Here is a 17,618-nt window from a genome sequence, read left to right on the forward strand (position 1 = left end):
CCTGGACCGGTTCATATCAAACCCGCACCATCAATCGTCGGGACCAAACATCTAGATGATGATTGCCCTGCTATCGAACACCTTGAGTTTTTAATCAAAGGAAGGCACCAAGTGTAAAGCTGGGATGGGGGTATTTAAAGCTGTTTTGTGCTAAGGGAATGACAATACCCTCCGGTACGTCAGGCATGAAATAGTTGCCCTGCCACTTATTGGGATTAATCAATTCTGTCTGATATGCGATATAGCTAGAACCGATCGGGATATATGCAACTTCTGTTCCAAACACGGCGTATACCGCCATATCGACAAAATTGCAGAATTCCATGGTTCCCCTAAGGTGGGTATCCTGAATGATGATTGCATGAAGTCGGTCGCGGATAAAGTACAGCGATGATAGGTCTTTTGTGACCTGCGTAAAATCATGGGCGCCGTCATGATGAATCATGAGCCGATCGGCGTTTCCCGCTTCGACCGTTTTGGCGACATATTGGGGGAGGGAGCCATGGAAAAGGCGGATGCGCTTGGCGGCATCAGGGAATGATCGCCGGATACGTTCATAAGAAAAAAGCAATGCCTGTTCCGAAATGTCGACGATGTCGAAATCGAAATTCATGTGCTCGCTGCAGCCTGCGTTGATCGAAGCCGATCCTCCCATATAGCACCCGACTTCTACCACCCGCTCTACTTCACCATTGGCATTGCGAAGGGCGTCCACGAGATCGACGTAATATTTGGCTGAGCACTGATCCTCATATGGAACGTCAACCTTCCGTACCGCGGCAACAATGCCATCGAAAAGACGGTTTTTCCCCAAAAAAGGACCCACTTGATCGATGGCTTTGTAGCCACTGAAGATTTCCATACCGATTTTGTCGTTTGGATTTTGCATATCTTCAAGTGATTGATCTGGGAAAATAAAATCGCCTTTAATGTTTGAAGATGATGACATAACTTCCTCCATCAACTATATCTGAACAGATGAATGATCACGTCTGTGGTGGTTAATGGTAATATAGCAAGATTTTACTATTTTGGGATTCTAGGCGGGCTATTGTTATCTGCTTGAATTACCCCCCGCCACCGCGGCCCAGCGCGGTCTTCAACAGCGATTGCTGTTTGCGGTACAGGTTGGTCATCGCGGTGAAATCGGCCTGGACCTGGCCCATTTTCAGCAATTGATCTTCCAGCGTGACGTTGTTGCCGTCTGGCTTGGTCTCGGTCACGTCATGGTCGAGGACGAGCGAGCCGCCGGTCGGGCGGGCGCCGAGCGCGGCCATGCCGGCGGTAAGCTCCACCCGCGGGCGCGCGACGCGGGGTGCACCGCCGCCTGCGTGCTGCTGCGCCAGCAACGCCGAAAAATCGGGCGCGCGGACCTCGTGCGCCTTGTAGCCGGGGGTTTCCGAATTCGCGATGTTCTGGGCGATCACGCGCTGGCGCTCGCTTAAGTGTTTCATCTCGCGCGCGATGCCGCCGAGGATCGAGGGAACGCCGTCCGCCATGATGTCAGAATCCCGTAAAGGTGGTGCCGCCGGACAGGCGGGAGAGCGCAGCCTGATAGTTCTTTAACTGCGCCTGTTGGACCGCGGTGGAGCCGCCCTTGCGGCTGCTCGTGGTGGGGGTGTCGACCAGCGTGGCCTTGGTGTCGTCCCAGTAGAGCGAGCGATAGGCGGACTGGGTGAACGAGATCGCCTGCTTGATCCGCGTCAGCGAATTCGCCGCCTCCGCCTTGGTGTCGAGCCTGAGCGAGGTGCTGAGGTCGAGGCCGAAGCTGCCGCCCGGACGTACCTTGGGCGCGTCGTCGGCCAGGGTGGCGGGGGCGCTGATCCGGCGCGCATCGAGCCCGAGCTTGGCGAGTGCGTTCTTGTCGCCATTGCCGGCGATCAACTGGATCTCGTTGCCCGGCTTCACGTCGATGCGCAGGGAACGGCCGCCGTCCTTCGACGGCATCGTCACCGTGGCGACGCGGGTGCCGATCAATTCCCGAACACGGTTGCTGAAGCTTGTCAGCGTGTCGTTCTCGTTGATCGTGATCTTGCGCAGCGCGCCGCCGTTCACGCGGATCGAGAATTCGTCGCCAGCGCGTAGCGAGGTCTGCGCTTCAAGCTTTACCGAATCGGTCGGGGTCAGCGTGCCGCGGCTCAGGCCAAGCGCGCCGAGCACGCTGCCGCCGCCCTCGATCGCCGACAGGCGCACGCCGCCGCTGGCCGCATCGAAATTGCCGAACTGGCGCGTGCTGGCGACCGCGCCGGTGGCGGCATCGATCCGGGCGACGAAGGCGTCGGTGGTACCGGTCTTCGCATCCGCCCCGATCGTGCCGGTGGTGCGTCCGCCGAGATAGATCGATCCGTCTAGGAAGGCGACGCTGTCGACCTGGTCCTCGCCGGTCGTCCCGACATAGGTGACCTTCGCGCCGGCCAGCCCGGCGTCGACCCGCGCGACGAAGCCGTCGCGCGATCCGGCGAGGCCGTTGGTGCCGGTGACGGTGCCGGTGCCGCTCAACGTCGCCTCGGTCGCGCCCGCCACTGCGATGGTGCCGTCCGCCGCCACCGCGATCGCGCGCGCATCGGCGCGGCCGAGATTGAGCGAGCCGAGATCGGTCGACAGGGCGGCGGGATCGATCCGGCGCAGCTTGGCATCGCCATTCTCGCCGGTCAGTACCAGCAGCTTGCCGTCGTTACCGAACGCCAGCGCCTTCACCTGATCGCTGCCGCCGCTGTTGATCGTGCGCCGTTCGACCAGTTTTCCCGTGGCATCGAGCCGGGCGAGATAGGCGTCGCCACCGCCCGTGTCGCTGCGCCCGCCGACATAGATCGCGCCGTCCGCCCCGACCGCGACCGCATTGGCCGATTCGGTGCCGAGCGCGCGTATCGAGGTCGAGAAGGTCTCGTCGCCATTGGCATCGAAGCGGACGACGAGCATGTCGCCATCGCTGGAATTGCCGTCCAGCGTTCCCTTGATCGATCCGGCGACGACGATGCCGCCGTCGGGCGCCACCGTCACCGCCGCGCCTTCGGCCTTGCCGCCCGCGCCCAGCGTGCGCGACCAGACGATCTTACCCTCGCTGTCCACCTTGGTCAGCAACAGGTCGTCCTGCCCGTCGGAACGGTTGGCGCCGACATCGCCTGCGCTGGTGCCGACGACGTAGCTGAATCCCTGGCGATCGGTGGCGATCGCATTGCTGCGCGTATCGGCGGCGATGGTGGTCGCCTTCACCTTCTTGGGGTCCGCTTCGGCGGCGATCTGCTGGCGTTCGGTGGCGGCGCGGTCGACCGCGCTGATCGTATCGAAGGTACTGCGGTCGAGCGTACCGGCGGGATCGTCGAGTCGGGTGATGCGGGTCGCGGTCTTGCCGTCGGTCGGCGTCATGTCACCGGCGATCATCAACGCGTCCTGCCCGCCGACCTGATCGATCGCCACCGTCTCGAATCCGGCCCGCTGGATCGACAGGCCCCATTTCTCGCCGGATTTGGCAGGTACCATCTTGACCGAGGGCCAGCGCGGCTCCGGCTTGCCATCGGTGCCCATCACCGGATCGCCGTTCGCATCGCGTTTCGGTACGGCGGCGATCGCCGCGTTGACCGCGTCGGACACGCTGTCCAGCGTCGGCGGCTGCGGCGTGGTCGACAGGTCCACCTCGACGATGTCGGCGGCGGCCCCGGGCATCGACAGGGTGATGCGCAGTTTCTCCTGCCCCGTCACGCCGGCCAGCGCGCCGTCGCGGGTATCGCGCACGCCCTTGCCCGGAATCGTCGCGGCACTGGTGGTGGCGGTGGATTTGATCCCCACCGTCTGTGCCTGCCGCGCGGTCTTGGTGAAGGCGATGTCGACCAGGTCGGACGGGGCGGATGACAGGAAGGTCTGGAGATCGGCCAGTCCCTTGGCGAAGCTGTTCTGCAGCAGCACGCGTTCGGCGCTGCTGGTGGTGCCCTTGGCGGCGCTTTCCGCCAGCACGCGCAACCGGTCCAGCGCCTTGTACGTCGTGAAGCTGGTCTGCACGTCCTGGGGCAGCGCGCCGATACCGGCCGCCGGCTTGTCGATGATCGTCTTCATCCCCTTGATCGTGGTGATCTGGGTGGAGATGGAGGTGGTGGCAGGGGCCGCCTTCCACGGTGCCTCGGTCGGCGCGGTGGTGAAGGCGGCCTTCGCCTTGCGTTGCGCGCGCGTTTCGATCGACGGCGCGGTATAGTCCGCGAAACCGTTCGTCCCCGACAGGATGCTCAGGCCGACCAGCCCGCTCGTGTAATCGGCCATCGTGTGATTGCCTCCTTGCCCGCCCGTCATGCCCGGACTTTCCTATAATAGGATGAACGATCCCTGTTCGGCCTGCCGGTCGTCGGGATCATCCGCAGGAGCGACGTGATGATACTGGCCGAACCCCCGGAACTGAAGCGTTATGGTGGCATCGAACGTGCCGCGGCGCTGATGCTGGTGCTGGGCAAGGATCACGGCGCGCAGATCTGGGAGCATCTGTCGGTCGACGAGATCAAGGAATTGTCGGCGACGATCTCGACGCTCGGTCGCGTGCCCTCCGCTGCGGCGGAGCATCTGCTGATCGCCTTCGCGGGCGAGGTATCGGCGATGAACGCGCTGCATGGTTCGTTCGAGACGACCGAACGGCTGCTCGACGGCATCCTGCCCACCGATCGCGTGCGCGAGATCATGGAGGATATTCGCGGCCCCGCCGGGCGGACGATGTGGGACAAGCTGTCCAACGTGTCCGAAGCGGTGCTCGCCGGCTATCTGAAGAACGAATATCCGCAGACCGTGGCGGTCATCCTGTCCAAGCTGAAGGCGGATCACGCCGCCCGCGTGCTGGGCCAGTTGCCGCGCGAGATCGCGATCGACGTCGTGCAGCGGATGCTGCGAATGGAGACGGTGCAGAAGGACGTGCTGCTCCAGGTCGAACAGACGCTGCGCAGCGAATTCATGAGCAACCTGTCGCGCGCCCAGCGCCGCGACCCGCACGAGGCGATGGCCGAGGTGTTCAACGCGATGGACCGGTCGACCGAACAGTCGATCCTGGGGTCGCTCGACGAACATGCGCCGGAATCGGCGGAGCGGATCCGCGCGCTGATGTTCACCTTCGAGGATCTGGGCAGCCTGATCCCCACGGCGGTGTCGGCGATCGTCCGTCAGGCGGACAAGCGCCAGATGGCGCTGGCGCTGAAGGGCGCGCCGGATCACATCCGCCAGCTGTTCATGAGCACGATGACCGAACGCTCCGCCAAGCTGATGCGCGAGGACATGGCCGGCATGGGGCCGGTGCGCGCCCGCGATTGCGAGGAGGCGCAGACCGCACTCGTCCGACTGGCCAAGTCGCTGGCGGATCGTGGCGAGATCGTGCTCGCCGATCCCAAGAGCGACGATGCGATGATCGTCTGAGGATAGCGCGATGGACACCTCCTTCCACATCCGCCCCTTCGCGTTCGACAAGGTATTCGAGGCGATCGGCGAGGGGCCGCTGCCGCTGGGGCCGGACGACGATATCGACATGGCGCTGCGCGTCGCCGCGCTGGAGGCCGAGCTGGCGATGGCGCGGCACGGCTTTAACGAGGAACTGGGCCGCGCCCGCGCCGACGGGTTCGAGGCGGGGCTGAGTCATGCCCGGACCGAGCGGGATGCCGCGCTGCTGATCGCCGCCGATGGCCTCCATGCCGCGATCGAGGGCATCGACGCGCATCTGGAGCAGGTCGCCGGCGATCTGGCGCAGGAAGCCGCCGCCGTGGCACACGCCGCCGCCGAGCAGCTGGCGGCGCGCGCGCTGACCGAACTGCCCGCCGCCGCGATCGACGAGGCGATCGGCCGTGTCCTGCGCCAGGTCGCGCGGGGCCAGGAAATCCAGGTCGCGGTCGCGCCCGCGCTGGTCGCGGAGATGGAGCAACTGATCGCGGTGCGCCAGAATGGCGATCGTCGCCGGCTGGCGATCACCGTCGTCGCCGATGGCACGCTGCAACCGGGCGACGCGCACATCAACTGGGAACAGGGCGGCGTGATCCTCGACGCCGCCGCCCGCGCCGCCGTGGTGCGCGACGCACTGGACGCGCTGCTGCCCGCGCCCTGACGCCCGTCGCGATCCGTCACGCCCGATCTACGTCGCGCCATCCCGGCCTTTGCCGGGGTGGCGCGTATCGTTTGGGATAACGACGTCGGCGGCGGGGCGGCAGGATTTCTCCATCCATTACACTGACCCGGCAAGTTTTTCCGGCCGGCACAAACTGCCGCCCCCCGCGCCTTCTATAAAGAAACCAGACGCCGCCGTCGTGACGTTTGGAGCAAGGCTTGGACCAGGTCCGTACAATGTTCGCCCAGATCGGGCGCCAGCGCCTGATAATCATGGGTGTGGTCGCGGCCGTCATGCTGGGCGTGCTGGCGATGGTCGCCACCCGTGGCGGCGATGGCCCGATGGGTTTCCTCTACACCGATCTCGATCCCGCCGCGGCGCAGTCGATCGCGGAAAAACTAAAGGCGCAGAACGTCGCCTTCCAGCTGTCCGCCGACGGCACCTCGATCATGGCGCCCGAGGAGAAGCTGGCCGAACTGCGCATGAGCATGGCCGGCGAGAAGCTGGGCGGCAAGATCGGTTACGACGTGCTGGACGAGGAGGAGCCGTTCGGCGTTTCCGCCAGCCGCGCCAAGATGAACGAGACGCGCGCGATCGAGGGCGAACTGTCCCGCTCGATCGCCACGCTCCAGAACGTGTCGAGCGCGCGCGTCCACCTCGTCATGCCCGAACGCGCGCTGTTCGCGACGACGCCGACCAAGGCGAGCGCGGCGGTGACGGTGAAGACCAAGGGCCGCCTGCCGGCCGAGGCGGTGCAGTCGATCCGCTATCTCGTCGCCTCGTCCGTACCCGATCTGGTGCCCGAATCGATCTCGATCGTCGACCAGACCGGCGCGTTGCTGGCCCGTGCCGGCGATGCCTCGACGATGGGCGCGAGCGGCGCCGACGAGCGCCAGGCGCAGGTCGAGGGCAAGCTGCGCGACGAAGTCGAGGCGCTGCTCCAGCCGATCGTCGGCGAGGGTAAGGTCCGCGCCGAAGTGTCCGCCGATATCGATCGCGACCAGACGCAGGAGGAATCCGACGTCTTCGATCCCGACAAGCAGGTGATCGCGCATCAGGTGTCGGTCGGCAGCAAGAACCAGTCGAGCGACAACCAGCCCGGCCCGGAAGGCGCCAGCGTCGCCCAGCAGCTGCCCGAGGCACAGGGCCAGCCCGCCACCCCCGGCAGCAGCCGCACCGAAGGCCGCGAGGAAACGTCGGAGGACACTACCTACGACAACAGCAAGACGCACAGCGTCGTGCTGCGCGGCCCCGGCCGGATCAAGCGGCTGACCGTCGCGGTGATGGTCGATGGCGGCGCGAAGGGCCTGCCCCAGCCGCAGATCCAGCGGCTGACCCGGCTGGTCGAGAACGCGGTCGGTATCGATGCGGCGCGGGGCGACAGTGTGGTGATCGAAAGCATGGCGTTCGCCGCGACCGATACCGGTGACGAGCCATCGATGCTCGACAAGCTGCCGACCGACCAGATCGTCGGCTTCCTGAAGCTGGCGCTGATCGCCGCGGTCGGGCTGGTCGCGATCCGGATGATCCGTCCGTCGGGTGCCGCGGTTCCCGCGCTCGCCGCCGCCGGTGTCGATGGCGGGACGACCGCGGGGGCGCTGGCCGGTCCCGACCCCGTGACCGGCGAACCCGCCGCGCTTCCCGGTCCGGACGATGCCGCTGGCGCCCAGCGCCGGCTTCCCAGCCTCCAGGGGCTGGATGACGAGATCGCGCTCGCCCAGGTCGACGGGCGGGTGAAGATGAGTGCGCTGCAGCGCGTTGGCGATGCGATCTCCGCATCCCCGACCGAAGCAGCGGCGGTGGTCCGCCAGTGGATGAATTCGTGATGGAGACTTCGATGAGCGACCTGTCCCCCGCCCTGCAACCGGACATCCCCGGTACGGATGTCGGATCGATGCTGGAGGAATTCGCCAGCGCCCCGCGTCAGGCGGATGACGAACTGCTGACCGGACTGGAGGCCGTGTTCGACGTGCCGGTGAAGGTGCAGGCGGTACTGGGCCGGTCGCGGATGCCGATCGGCGACCTGCTGCGCCTGAAGGCCGGGATGGTGATGGAACTGGATCGCCGCGTCGGCGAACCCGTCGACATCTTCGTCAACGACCGCCTGATCGCGCGTGGCGAGGTGGTGATGATCGACGACTCGCTGGGCGTGACGCTCACCGAAATCGTGCAGCAGGAGCGTTGATTTCCGTGACGATCCAGACGGGCATCCGGTTGCTGATGGTCGGCGCGCCGGGCGGTGAACTGCACCTGGCGGCGGCGATGGCACGCGAGGCGGGGGCCGATGTCGTCCTGGCCGGTGACGCCACCGCCGCGCTGGCCGTCATGCGGCAGCGGTCGGTCGGGCTGGTGATGTTCGACGTGATGGCCGATATCGCCGGTTTCCTCGCGCGGCTGCGGCTGGAACGCTTCGCGGTGCCGGTGCTGGCGTGCGGGATCGATGCCCCGGCCGATCGCGCCGTGGCCGCGATCCGTGCGGGCGCGCGCGACTATGTGCCGCTCCCTCCCGATCGCGCGCTGATCGCCGCGGCACTGACCATCGCGGCGGCGGCCCCCGCCACCGAGATCGTCGGCGAGGATGCCACGTTCCGTCGTGCGGTGGATTATGCCCGCCGGATCGCGCCGGGCACCATGCCGGTGCTGATCGCGGGCGAGGCGGGGACGGGCCGGGCGATGCTCGCCCGCGCGATCCATGCCGCCTCCGGTCGTGGCGGTGCCTTCCTGATGGTCGAATGCGGCGGTGTCGCCGCGCCGATCGTCGAGGCCGAGTTGTTCGGTCATCGCCCGGACGAGCTGCCCGGGGTCGCCACCGCCCGCCTCGGCCGGTTGGAGGAGGCACTGGGCGGCACGCTGTTCATCCGCGATATCGATCGCCTGCCCGCCACCGCGCAGGCGCGACTGATGGCGGTGCTGCCGGCGGGGGATGCGGTGCGCCTGATCGCCTCCACCACCCGCGATCTGGCCGGGCTGGCGCAGGACGGCGAATTCCGTGCCGATCTCGCCACGCGGCTTTCGGCCACGCAGGTCGTGTTGCCGCCACTGCGCGCGCGCGGGCATGATGTCGTGCTGATCGCCCGGCATCTGATCGCGGGGATCGAGGGTGCGCCCGCGCACGGGATCGATCGCGACGCGACACTGCTGCTCGCCGCCCATCACTGGCCGTGCAACGTGCGCGAACTGGAGGACGTGGTACGCCGCGCCGCCGTGCTCGCCCGCGGTCCCGCCGTCGCCGCCGACGATCTGGTGCTGGCGGACGGCAGCCGTCTGAATGCCGCCGCGCCTGTCGGGCGCGAGTGCGAACTGGCGGTCGACAGCCTGATCGGCCGCACCGTCGAGGATGTCGAACGCGCACTGATCCTGAAGACGCTGGAGCGGTGCCGCGGCAACCGCACCTCCGCCTCCGGCATCCTCGGCATCTCGGTCCGCACGATGCGCAACAAGCTGAAGACGTTTATCGAGGCGGGCATTCCCGTCATGCCGGCCGCGTGAGGAACTGAACGATGGGCGGTATTCTCTCCACTTTCCAGCGCATCGGCGCCAGCCGCGACATCGCGCTGGCGGTCGGCGTGGTCGCGATCATCGCGATGCTGATCCTGCCGATGCCGGCCTGGATGCTCGACATGGGCCTCGCCCTGTCGATCACGCTGTCGATCATGATCCTGATGACCGCGCTGTTCATCGAAAAGCCGCTGCAGCTGTCCGCCTTCCCGACCATCCTGCTCATCTCGACGATGTTGCGGCTGGGGCTCAACCTCGCCTCCACTCGCCTGATCCTGGCGCACGGCCACGAAGGCTCGCACGCGGCGGGCGGGGTGATCGGCGCGTTCGGGGAGTTCCTGATCGGCGGCGATACCGTGATCGGCCTCACGATCTTCGCGATCCTGATCGTCATCAACTTCGTCGTCATCACCAAGGGCGCGGGCCGCATCGCCGAGGTCGCGGCGCGGTTCAGCCTGGATGCGATGCCCGGCAAGCAGATGGCGATCGACGCCGACCTGAACGCCGGCACGATCGACGAGAAGCAGGCGCGCGAACGCCGCACCGAGGTGGAGGCCGAAAGCGGCTTCTACGGATCGATGGACGGTGCGTCGAAGTTCGTGAAGGGTGATGCGGTCGCCGCGCTGCTCATCACCGCGATCAACGTGTTCGTCGGCCTCATCATGGGCGTGCTGGTCCACGGCGTGCCGCTGGCGGAGGCGTTCCACACCTATACGCTGCTGACGGTCGGCGACGGGCTGGTCAGCCAGGTGCCCGCGCTGATCGTGTCGATCGCCGCCGGCCTGCTCGTCACCAAAGGCGGCGCGGCGGGCAAGACCGGCGTGGCGCTGGGCGAACAGCTGGGCCGCTATCCCAAGGCGTTCGGGATGGTGTCCCTGATGATGGGTGGCCTTGCCATCCTGCCGGGCCTGCCCTTCATTCCCTTCGCGGTGTTCGCCGGCGCCACCGGTTGGGCCGCGTGGAAGCTCGACAAGGACGCCAAGGTGCGCGTCGCGCAGGAAAAGGTCGCCGCCGCACAGGCCATCGCTGCCGAGCCGATCCCGGAGGAGCCGATCAGCCGCACGCTTCAGATCGACGCGATCCGGATCGAGATCGGGTATGCGCTGCTGCCGATCATCAACGATTCGGAGGCCGAACCCCGGCTCGACGATCAGGTCCGCGCGCTGCGCCGGCAGATGGCGATCGACTACGGCTTCGTGCTGCCGTCGGTCCGCATCATCGACAACATGGCGCTGAAGCCCAACGAATATGTCGTCCACGTCAAGGAGACGGAGGCCGCGCGCGGTGAAATTCGACTCGACCGGCTGCTCGTCATCAATCCCGGCGGCGATGCCCCCGGCCTGCCTGGCGAACACACGCGCGAGCCGGTGTTCGGCCTGCCCGCGCTGTGGATCGACCGCAGCCTGCGTGACGAGGCGGGGCTGCGCGGGCTGACCGTGGTCGACTGCGGCACGATCATCACCACCCACCTGACCGAACTGGTCAAGGACAACATCGCCGACCTGCTGAGCTATACCGAGACGCAGAAGCTGCTGAGCGACGTGCACACCGAATCGGAAAAGCTGGTCGCCGACATCATCCCCTCGCGCATCAGCGTGTCGGGCGTGCAGCGCGTGCTCCAGAACCTGCTGGCCGAGGGCGTATCGATCCGCGACGTGCCGACCATTCTGGAAGGCGTGGCGGAAGCGGCGCCGGTGACGACCAACATCACCCAGATCACCGAGCACGTCCGCGGCCGCCTGGCCCGCCAGATTTCCGCGCAGCAGACCCGCGACGGCGCGATCCCGATCGTGACGCTGTCGAACGAATGGGACGAGGCGTTCGCCGAGAGCATCGTCGGGCATGGTGACGAGCGTCAGCTGGCGATGGCGCCGACCAAACTCCACGCGTTCCTGGCGCATGTCCGCGAGACGTTCGACCGGCTGGCGGGGGAGGGGGAGATTCCTTGCCTGCTCACCAACCCGTCGATCCGCCCCTTCGTCCGCTCGATCATCGAACGGGTCCGCCCCGCCACCGTCGTGCTGTCGCAGAACGAGGTCCACACCCGCGCGCGCATCCGTTCGCTGGGGACGATCGGGTGAGCATTCTTCTTCCTATAATGATGCTGGAGGCGACGCCGCCGCCGCCCCGGAGACCCGCATGATCACGTCCGCCGCGACCGACCCCTTCGCCGCGATCTTCGCGCCGCCGGGCGCCACCGCGCCGACCGGCGATGCGATCGCGACGCCGGGGAGCGGGGTGTTCGGCACGATGGTCGCCGCGACGCCCGCCACTCCGCCCGTGGCGGCGATCACGTCGCCATCGTTCCGCGGCGCGTTGATGAACGCGACGCTGCCGGTCGGAGCGCTGGTGTCGACCGGTACGCCCGCCGCGCGCCCGGCGATCGCGACGCTGCCATGGCCGGGTGCATCGCCCGTCACGCCGGCCGGCTCCATGATGTCGACCGCCATGGTCGCGAACGCCGCGCCGATCGCACCGGCCATGATCCCGGCAGGCGCATCGCCGACAGCCCTCGTTCCGATCGCGACCGCCGAGCCGCTACCCGCCTCGGTAGCGCCGACGGTGCCGATGCGGACGGACGATGCGCCGACCTCGCTCCCCCCCGCCATCGTCCGGCCCATGCCGGCCCCCACGCCATCGCCGGACCTGCGCAGCGCGGTGCTTGTCGCATCGATGCCGGCGGCATGGCCGCCCGCGCCTGCGGGCGTACCGGCGCTGCCGGTCGCAACGCCCACCGTGTCGGCCTTGCCGACCCCGGCGGGCGTCAGCCCCACCATGCCGCTGGTCGCGGCACCGCAGCCCGACCTTGTGCTGCGGGTCGCTCCCGCTGCCGGCCCGATCGGGAATGGACCGCTGCCCGCTGCCCCGTTCATCGGTGCAGAACTGCCCAAGTCGTCCAATGCCGCGCCGGTATCCGGTTCGCTATCTGGTGGATCGCGGTCCGATGTCATTACCCTTGCCGTACCATCAGTAGCCAAAGTCGGGCCTTCCGCATCAGCGAAGCCGGTGCTGACAGCCGCGCCGTTGCCCGATCTCGTCTTGCGCGCCGATCCCGATGCCGAGCCGGCGCCGGGCGATCCCATGCCTGTGGATGTGCAGCCTGCCGTTGCTCCACAGCCCGTCGATCGCACGGCCACACCGCTGCCTGCACCGACAACGGCCGGGATCGACGTCACCAAGCCATCTGCTCCGCGCAAACCGGCGATAGCGCCGGCGCCGGCGCCTGAAGTCTTCGCCCCGGCGCAGGCGTCGCCGGTCGTCGCCCCCGTCGCGGTGAAGGGGCCGGCGACCCCGGCCGATCCCGCGCGGGTCGAGGACGGCGTCCCGGTCGATGCCGAAGACACCGATCCGACGTCCACCGACTTGCCGCTGACGATGGCGCTGCCGCCCGTGTTGCCTGACCTGACCACCACGCCGCTGCTGGAAACCGCCACCGCTACGCCGCACCCGTCTGCCGACACCGATGCGGGTAGCGCCACGCACGGCGCACCGGCGACCGCCCCTGCCACCCCGGTCGCCGCCCCCGCTGCCGGGCAGCCGCTCGCAACACCCGGCAAGGTCGAGGCATCGCCCGATCGCCCCGCCGCCGTTGCCGCCGTCGGGCTGCGTCCGGTGCGGGAGGAGGCGGCACCCGCTGATCCAAAGCCGGTGACGGCCGCCACTCCCGATCCCCGTTCCTTCGGCGCGCTGGTCGAGCCGAAGGTCGTCACGTCCGCCCCCGCCCCGGTCGCAGCGGCACCGGTGCCGGAGGCGCGTGTCGCGGCCGAGCCGGGACGCATGGGGCATGAGATGGCGGTCGCCATCGCCCGCCATACCGCCGAGGGCGGCGGCGAGGCGCTGACCGTCCGGCTCAACCCCGCCGAGTTCGGCCGGATCGACGTGACCCTCTCGTTCGACGATCGCGGTACGTTGCGCGCGGTGCTGGCCGCCGAGACCCCGGCCGCGCTCGATCTGCTGCGCCGCGACAGTGCCGATCTTGGCCGCGCGCTCAGCGATGCCGGGATGCGCACCGACGCGCAGAGCTTTCGCTTCGACACGCGGCAGGGCGGGGCGGATGCCGGTGGGCAGGGCGCGCAGGGCCAGCCGCGCTGGCAGGCGGCCGCGACCCCGCGCAACGCATCCACGATCACCGACCTGCCCGAACCCGAATATCGCCCGCTCCGCTCGCGCGGCGGCGTCGACCTGATGGCCTGAAGGATCGAACCATGACCACCACCACTGCCGTCACCGGCACCACGACCGCCGCGACCGGCACCGCCACCACCCTGTCCAAGGTCGGGGCGGATTTCGACATGTTCCTGAAGCTGCTCGTCACCCAGATGCAGAACCAGGACCCGCTGAAGCCGATGGATTCGACCGAATACACCCAGCAGCTCGCGCAATATTCGCAGGTCGAACAGACCGTGAAGCAGACGACCGCGCTCAACGACATCCTGTCGCAGCTGTCCACGCAGAGCCTGACGCAGGCGAACGCGCTGATCGGGCGTGAGGTGGAGTTGGACAGCAACGTCGCCGGCCTGGCCGGGCAGAGCGCGGCGCAATGGGGCTATCAGTCCTCCCGCGCGGTCGCCACGATCGAGATGACGGTGAAGGACGCATCGGGCGTCACCATGTCGACCCAGACCGTCGAGGCCAGCGGTACGGCCGGCCGGCTGGCTTGGGATGGCACGACGAAATCGGGTGGTACCGCCAAGGACGGTGGCTACACGCTGTCTGCGGTAGGCCGCGACGCGTTCGGCGTCGAAGTGCCGATGACGCTGACCAGCGTCGGCAAGGTTTCGACGGTGGAGGCGAAGGCCGGTCTGGTGACGCTGGGGGTAAACGGTCTGCAGGTCCCGATGACCCGGTTGATCCGGCTGGGCGATGGCGCGGAATGATGGCGATCACACCCAGCCGTTGGGTATAATATAGTCAAAAAAGACCAGCCGGGGCCGGAACCCTGTCCGTGCCGGTCGGTTGCCCGCGGCATGACCAACCAGACCGGCAAGGCCACGCAATATCCGCTTCTCGCGAACCCGCACGTGCAGTTGCACGGACCGGTGGACGAGGCGATGTACACCAGCTTCAAGACGCAGGTGATCAATGCCCCGGCCGAGGGGCCGCTGGTGGTGTCGGTCACCACGCTGGGCGGCGATCCGGAAATGGCGCGTGCGATGGGGGACGGCATCCGCCTGATCCGCGAATATACCGGGCGCGACACGTTGTTCCTGGGCAAGGTCGCGGTCTATTCGGCAGGCGCCACGTTCATGTCGGCCTTCCCGGTCGACAGCCGTTTCCTGACGCGGGGCAGCCGCATCATGATCCACGAACGGCAGATGCAATCGACCATCCAGCTCAACGGACCGCTCAATACGCTGGAATACACGTTGAAGGCGAAGCTGCACGAGATCGAGGATTCGATTCGTATCCAGAACGAGGGATTCGAGGCGCTGGTCAGCGGATCGCAGGTTTCGATGGACGAGCTTCTGGAAAAGGCGCCGTCCAATTGGTATATTGAGGCGGACGAGGCGAAACGCCTGGGGCTCGTGCTCGACGTGATCTGAGTTACCGCGCCGCAACAGGAGGGTTTGCCCGGATCGCGCCCGTGCTGTAACGGCTCGGGCAATCACCTGACGGGAACCCTTCATGGCCGAATTCGCCCTCCCCAAGAACAGCAAGATCAAGCAGGGCGTCACCCATGCCGCGCCGAGCGCTCCGGCGGAAAAAGGCCGGCTGAAGAAATTCAAGGTCTATCGCTACGATCCCGACAGCGGCGAGAACCCCCGCTACGATACGTTCGAGGTCAATCTGGACGAGTGCGGGCCGATGGTGCTCGACGCGCTCATCAAGATGAAGGGGGAGCAGGACAGTTCGCTCACCTTCCGTCGCTCGTGCCGCGAAGGCATCTGCGGATCGTGTTCGATGAACATCGACGGGCGCAACGGCCTCGCCTGCACCACCGCGATCGAGGATGTGAAGGGCGAGGTACGTATCACCCCGCTGCCGCATATGGACGTGGTGAAGGATCTGGTGCCGGACTTCACGCACTTCTACGCGCAGTACAGTTCGATCAAGCCGTGGTTGCAGACCGTCACGCCGCCGCCCTCGGGCAAGGAGCGGTTGCAGTCGCCGCAGGACCGGCAGAAGCTGGACGGCCTGTACGAATGCATCCTCTGCGCGTGCTGCTCGACCTCGTGCCCCAGCTATTGGTGGAATGCCGACAAGTTCCTGGGGCCGGCGATCCTGCTTCAGGCATATCGCTGGCTGGCGGACAGCCGTGACGAGATGACTGGTGACCGGCTCGACGAGCTGGAGGACCCGTTCCGCCTGTATCGCTGCCACACGATCATGAACTGCGCGAACGTCTGCCCCAAGGGGCTGAACCCCGCCAAGGCGATCGCCGAGATCAAGAAAATGGAAGCCGAACGGATCGTCTGAGGTCTTGGACGACCCGTTCAGCGATGCTCCCGCCCCCGGCCAGCCGGGCTGGCGGGAGTGGAAGCCGACCGATCCGACGCGCTTCAATGCGGTCATGGGTCCGGTCGTCTATCGGGCGGAAGGCGCGATCGTCCGGGTCCGGATGACGCCGGGCCGCGAACATTCCAACGTCCGCGATGCGGTCCATGGTGGCGTAACGCTCGCGTTCATCGACATCGCGCTGTTCGCCGCGGCTCGTGCGTCCGGCACGATCACTACCGGCACCGGCGTGACGCTGGGGCTGGAGACGCAGTTTATCGGCGAAGGCGCGATCGGCGAACCGATCGAGGCGCAGGTCGAATTGCTGCGTGAGACCGGCCGATTGCTGTTCCTGCGCGGACTGGTGGTGCAGGGGGATGGAGACCGCCGGATCGCAGCCTTCTCCGCCATGATCCGCAAGCCTCCGTCGGCCAGAAAGGACCCATGACCACCGTCAACCCTGGCGTCATCGCCGCCTATGACGCGCTGATCGCCGCCGGCGAACTGCGCCCCGATTCCGAACAGGCCGCGGCGGCTGCCCGCCTTCAGGCGCTTGCGACCGAACTGGAACATCCCCGCACCACCGGCTTCTTCCGCCGCAAGCCGGTACCCGCGCGCGGCGTGTATATGTGGGGCGATGTCGGGCGCGGCAAATCGATGCTGATGGACCTGTTCTACGATCATGTGACCGTACCGGCCAAGCGCCGGGTCCATTTCGCGGAGTTCATGATCGAGGTCCATGGTCGCATCGCGGTGGAGCGGCGCAAGGAGCAGGGCGATCCGATCCTGCCCGTCGCCGCCGCGCTGGCGCAGGAAGCCCGGTTGCTCGCCTTCGACGAGATGATGGTGACCAACAGCCCCGACGCGATGATCCTGTCGCGGCTGTTCACCGCCCTGATCGAGGCGGGGGTAACGATCGTCACCACCTCCAATCGCGCGCCGGTCGATCTCTACAGGAACGGTCTCAACCGCGAACATTTCCTGCCGTTCATCGCGCTGGTGCAATCCCGTCTCGACGTGGTGACGTTGAACGGCCCGATCGATTATCGACGCGACCGGCTGGGCAGCCAGCGGACCTGGCTGGTTCCCAACGGGACGGCGGCGACCGCCGATCTCTCCGCCGCGTTCTTCCGCCTGACCGACCATGAGGTGACCGAACCGATCCCGTCCGAGGATCTGGTGGTGCAGGGCCGCACATTGCATGTGCCCAAGGCCTTGAAGGGCGTCGCGGTCTTCTCGTTCCGGAAACTGTGCGGCGAGGCGCGGGGCGCGGCCGATTATCTGGCGATCGCCCGCCGTTTCCACACCGTCATCCTCGTCGGCATCCCCCGGCTGGGGCCGGAGAACCGCAACGAGGCCGCGCGCTTCGTCGCGCTGATCGACGCGCTGTACGAACACAAGGTGAAGCTGCTCGCTGCGGCGGATGCCGAGCCGGACGATCTCTATGCGGCGGGGGACGGCGTGTTCGAGTTCCAGCGGACGGTGAGTCGGCTGGAGGAGATGGGGTCCGACGATTATCTGGCGCAGGGGCACGGCGTGGATGGCGATGCGCGCTGACGGTATCGGCGCGCACGTCAGCAGGCCCGGCCAGTGCGACACAGCGCGCTACGAGGCACGGCTTTTC

16 protein-coding genes are annotated in these 17,618 nt (G+C 67.0%); 12 read left to right on the forward strand and 4 right to left on the reverse strand.

Annotation, left to right across the window (positions count from 1 at the left end):
• Positions 1-94: 94 nt before the first annotated feature.
• From IFT82_RS04900 to IFT82_RS04910, 3 genes are all read right to left on the reverse strand, one after another.
• Positions 95-949, reverse strand: coding sequence for a hypothetical protein (locus IFT82_RS04900; protein WP_192125484.1), 855 nt, complete (start codon positions 947-949; stop codon positions 95-97).
• Positions 950-1,067: 118 nt separating this feature from the next.
• Complete coding sequence (locus IFT82_RS04905; RefSeq protein WP_192125130.1) at positions 1,068-1,499, reverse strand: flagellar basal body protein; 432 nt, start codon at positions 1,497-1,499, stop codon at positions 1,068-1,070.
• A gap of 4 nt (positions 1,500-1,503) precedes the next feature.
• Positions 1,504-4,251, reverse strand: coding sequence for a hypothetical protein (locus IFT82_RS04910; protein WP_192125131.1), 2,748 nt, complete (start codon positions 4,249-4,251; stop codon positions 1,504-1,506).
• 108 nt (positions 4,252-4,359) lie between these two features.
• Here IFT82_RS04910 and IFT82_RS04915 point away from each other — a divergent pair, with 108 nt between their 5' ends.
• The 6 genes from IFT82_RS04915 (at position 4,360) to flhA (ending at position 11,640) form a co-directional block, all read left to right on the forward strand.
• Positions 4,360-5,382: a flagellar motor switch protein FliG gene (locus IFT82_RS04915; RefSeq protein WP_192125132.1), complete on the forward strand. Its 1,023-nt coding sequence runs from the start codon at positions 4,360-4,362 to the stop codon at positions 5,380-5,382.
• 10 nt (positions 5,383-5,392) lie between these two features.
• Complete coding sequence (locus IFT82_RS04920) at positions 5,393-6,061, forward strand: FliH/SctL family protein (RefSeq protein ID WP_192125133.1); 669 nt, start codon at positions 5,393-5,395, stop codon at positions 6,059-6,061.
• Between the two features lie 272 nt (positions 6,062-6,333).
• Positions 6,334-7,887, forward strand: coding sequence for a flagellar basal-body MS-ring/collar protein FliF (gene fliF, locus IFT82_RS04925; RefSeq protein ID WP_244646521.1), 1,554 nt, complete (start codon positions 6,334-6,336; stop codon positions 7,885-7,887).
• 68 nt (positions 7,888-7,955) lie between these two features.
• Entirely contained in the window at positions 7,956-8,246 is a 291-nt protein-coding gene (fliN, locus tag IFT82_RS04930) for a flagellar motor switch protein FliN (protein WP_244646544.1), read from the forward strand.
• A 5-nt stretch (positions 8,247-8,251) separates the two neighbouring features.
• Positions 8,252-9,550, forward strand: coding sequence for a sigma-54-dependent transcriptional regulator (locus IFT82_RS04935; protein ID WP_342355049.1), 1,299 nt, complete (start codon positions 8,252-8,254; stop codon positions 9,548-9,550).
• A gap of 11 nt (positions 9,551-9,561) precedes the next feature.
• A complete protein-coding gene (flhA, locus tag IFT82_RS04940) occupies positions 9,562-11,640 on the forward strand; it encodes a flagellar biosynthesis protein FlhA (RefSeq protein ID WP_192125135.1) in 2,079 nt (692 codons plus the stop codon).
• A gap of 12 nt (positions 11,641-11,652) precedes the next feature.
• Here flhA and IFT82_RS04945 read toward each other — a convergent pair whose 3' ends face one another.
• Positions 11,653-12,432, reverse strand: a complete 780-nt coding sequence (locus IFT82_RS04945; protein ID WP_207105737.1) for a hypothetical protein — start codon at positions 12,430-12,432, stop codon at positions 11,653-11,655.
• Positions 12,433-12,565: 133 nt separating this feature from the next.
• Between IFT82_RS04945 and IFT82_RS04950 the strand changes: the two genes are divergently transcribed.
• From IFT82_RS04950 to zapE, 6 genes are all read left to right on the forward strand, one after another.
• Entirely contained in the window at positions 12,566-13,753 is a 1,188-nt protein-coding gene (locus IFT82_RS04950; RefSeq protein WP_192125137.1) for a flagellar hook-length control protein FliK, read from the forward strand.
• 11 nt (positions 13,754-13,764) lie between these two features.
• Positions 13,765-14,436, forward strand: coding sequence for a flagellar hook assembly protein FlgD (locus IFT82_RS04955; protein WP_192125139.1), 672 nt, complete (start codon positions 13,765-13,767; stop codon positions 14,434-14,436).
• A gap of 90 nt (positions 14,437-14,526) precedes the next feature.
• Positions 14,527-15,102 carry an ATP-dependent Clp protease proteolytic subunit gene (locus tag IFT82_RS04960; RefSeq protein WP_192125140.1) on the forward strand — a complete coding sequence of 192 codons (576 nt, stop codon included), beginning with the start codon at positions 14,527-14,529 and terminating at the stop codon, positions 15,100-15,102.
• Positions 15,103-15,184: 82 nt separating this feature from the next.
• A complete protein-coding gene (locus tag IFT82_RS04965; RefSeq protein ID WP_192125142.1) occupies positions 15,185-15,976 on the forward strand; it encodes a succinate dehydrogenase iron-sulfur subunit in 792 nt (263 codons plus the stop codon).
• 4 nt (positions 15,977-15,980) lie between these two features.
• Complete coding sequence (locus IFT82_RS04970; RefSeq protein WP_244646523.1) at positions 15,981-16,442, forward strand: PaaI family thioesterase; 462 nt, start codon at positions 15,981-15,983, stop codon at positions 16,440-16,442.
• Entirely contained in the window at positions 16,439-17,551 is a 1,113-nt protein-coding gene (zapE, locus tag IFT82_RS04975; RefSeq protein ID WP_192125144.1) for a cell division protein ZapE, read from the forward strand. Before IFT82_RS04970 ends, zapE begins: the two co-directional genes overlap by 4 nt.
• Positions 17,552-17,618 lie beyond the last annotated feature (67 nt).

The sequence above is a fragment of the Sphingomonas sp. CFBP 8760 genome, assembly GCF_014841615.1.
Lineage (GTDB): Bacteria > Pseudomonadota > Alphaproteobacteria > Sphingomonadales > Sphingomonadaceae > Sphingomonas.